Annotated in this window: 2 protein-coding genes; both read left to right on the top strand. The window is 55.6% G+C overall.

The window, feature by feature from the left end; genetic code table 11:
- Positions 1-1,444, top strand: a 1,444-nt coding sequence (locus tag K7H09_RS11295; RefSeq protein ID WP_230804648.1) for an amino acid adenylation domain-containing protein, incomplete at its 5' end; no start/stop codon positions are given.
- Positions 1,441-3,082: condensation domain-containing protein (locus tag K7H09_RS11290; RefSeq protein ID WP_230804646.1), on the top strand; the 1,642-nt coding region annotated here is incomplete at its 3' end. The genes K7H09_RS11295 and K7H09_RS11290, both read left to right, overlap by 4 nt.

Genomic DNA, 3,082 nt, shown 5'->3' with positions numbered 1-3,082 from the left:
GCTGGATCAATTGGACGTGGCGCATCATGCGTCAACCAACCCGGAGGTGGCACTGCACGGTGAACATCTCGCCTATGTCATTTACACCTCGGGTTCTACCGGACGTCCTAAGGGTGCGGCCAACCGTCATCACGCGCTGACCAACCGCCTGCAGTGGATGCAAGACGCCTATGGGCTGACGACCGACGATGCGGTGCTGCAGAAAACGCCATTCAGCTTCGATGTTTCCGTGTGGGAGTTTTTCTGGCCGCTGATGCAGGGGGCGCGGCTGGTGATGGCGCCGCCGGGAGCCCATCGCGAACCGGCACAATTGGTCGAGCTAATCCGTAGCCATAACATCACTACACTGCACTTTGTACCTTCAATGCTTCAGGCCTTCTTGGCTCATGGCAAGGTTGAAGACTGCACCAGTCTGACACGCTTGGTATGCAGCGGTGAGGCGCTGCCGGCCGAACTGCAGAATCAGGTATTTGCCCGCTTGCTTCATACGGAGCTCTACAACCTCTACGGCCCCACCGAAGCGGCCATTGATGTCACTCACTGGGCCTGCCAAGACGATGGGCGCAACCACGTAGCTATCGGTCAACCCATCGCCGGTATCCGCACCTACGTGCTGGATGGAGATCTTAACTTAGTGCCACCGGGAGTTGCGGGGGAGCTCTATCTCGGAGGCATTGGGTTGGCACGGGGCTATCTGCACCGCCCTGACCTTACCGCAGAACGTTTTGTCGCCGATCCATTTGCGCAGGGCGAATGTCTCTACCGCACCGGCGACCTAGTGCGCTGGCGGGAAGATGGTCAGCTCGAGTACCTGGGCCGCCTCGATTACCAGGTGAAGATCCGCGGCCTGCGTATCGAGCTTGGCGAGATCGAAGCCGAACTACTCTCTCAGCCGGAGGTTCGCGAGGCGGTGGTAGTCGCCAAAGAAGGTTCCAGTGGTTCGAGGCTGGTGGCCTATGTGGCGCCCCAGGCTGACAGTGAACTCGACACCAGTTCACTGCGTGAGGCGATGGGGCAACGACTGCCGGACTATATGGTGCCGGGAGTCGTGGTTACGCTCGATGCGTTACCACTGAACCCCAACGGCAAGGTGGATCGTAAGGCCCTGCCCGAGCCGGATTTGGCCAGTGGCTCGCAGTACGAGCCGCCTCAAGGCGAGGTAGAAGAGGAACTGGCGGTGATCTGGATGGATGTGTTGGGCGTGGATCAAGTGGGGCGTCGTGACAACTTCTTTGAGCGTGGCGGGCATTCATTACTTGCTGTGCAAATGGTGGCTCGTGTTCAAGCTGATATGCAAGTTGAGCTCAAAATATCCGAGATATTTAAAAAACCACTACTTTGTGACTTAGCAGAATGCATTGCCACGCTAAACAGTGGGTACTCCTTTGAGCAATCGCTCTCAGACATTGATTCCTTCATCGACAGCATGGATACCGTTCAATGAGTAACATTGATACCCGTCGTATTGCGGAACGCTTTGCCGGATTGTCTACAGAGCAGCGCCGTGTGGTTTACGACAAGATTCGTACTCAGGGTTTAGGCATTGGCCAGTTCCCAATTCTTTCTCGTCCGGCATTGCAACAGAAGACGTGCTCACCCTCCTATGCCCAACTTCGCCAGTGGTTTCTGTGGCGCTTGGATCCACGAAGCAACGCTTACCATATTACTGGTGCTCTGACCCTTAAGGGCTCGCTGGATACTGAAGCACTGCGGGGTAGCTTCTCCGCCTTGATATCTCGTCATGAAGCATTGCGCACGGTGTTCCGTGACGATGGCGAGGGTGGTGCAATACAAGTGCTGCAGGCCGAGAGCAACTTCGTATTGCATGAAGTTGATCTAGTTCATATGCCGAAGGATGAACGAGAAGCGGCAAAAGAGAATCAAGTTACACAGCTCTGCGATGTTCCCTTTGATTTAGAGCGGGGACCTCTGTTACGGGTGGGGTTATTGCGATTAGCTGAAGAGGAGCATCTATTGGTGGTGGTAATGCACCACATCGTCTCCGATGGTTGGTCGATGCAGTTGATCATTGATGAGTTTGCCGCTGACTACCGTTCTCGGGTGACGGGGGGGGCTTGGGAGCCGCCAGCCTTGCCTATTCAGTATGCCGATTATGCGCTATGGCAGCGTCAATGGATGGACGCGGGCGAGAAGGAGCGCCAACTCGCCTACTGGCAGGCGGAACTGGGTGATGAACATCCGGTACTGCAACTACCAACCGATCGACCGCGTCGCAACGATGGATATTATCACTCTGCGCGCCACCAAATGATTCTCCCGCAATCGCTAGTGAGCGGATTGCGTCAACATGCCCAGGCGCAAGGGGCCACCCTGTTTATGTCGCTACTAACAGGCTTCCAGGCGTTGCTGTATCGCTATACCGGGCAGGAAGATATTCGGGTCGGGGTACCGATCGCCAACCGTCATCGCACGGAGACACAGAGAGTGGTTGGCTTCTTCGTAAATACTCAGGTGCTGCGCAACCAGTTGAATGGCCGCTTAAGCCTAGCCGAGGCGTTGGAGCAGGGGAAGCGTGTGACGCTGGGTGCTCAAGAATATCAGGATCTCCCTTTTGAACAGTTAGTTGAAGCGCTGCAGCCGGAGCGCAGTCTGAGCCATACGCCGCTGTTCCAGGTGATGTTCAACCATCAGCGGCAGGATCATGGCGCGTTGCAGACGCTACCGGGACTGGAGCTTAACGCTTGGACACTAGAGAACAAAGTGGCCCAGTTCGAGCTGACACTAAATGTGGTGGAATGCACAGATGGTTGCCTGGAGGCAAGTTTCGTTTATGCAGAAGAGCTGTTTGATTCAGCGATCATTGAGCGCCTAGCGCAGTACTATGTCGCTATTTTAAAGGCGCTGGCAGAAATGCCGGAACGAGCGCTGGACGATATAGAGTTGCTTGATAAAGACGAGAACCTTCAGTTACAGGGATGGGGTAAAAGCTCTCACCGGTATCCCGATGCTTCGCCTATCCACCACCTGATCGAACGCTATGCCGCGGCCACTCCAGAGGCTACGGCACTGGTAGTCGGCAATCAGTCACTTAGCTACACCGAACTTAACACCCGTGCCAATC

Origin of the sequence: Halomonas sp. IOP_14, assembly GCF_021021315.1 — a bacterium.
Classification (GTDB): domain Bacteria; phylum Pseudomonadota; class Gammaproteobacteria; order Pseudomonadales; family Halomonadaceae; genus Vreelandella; species Vreelandella titanicae.
This window is presented reverse-complemented; position numbering and strand designations above follow the sequence as displayed.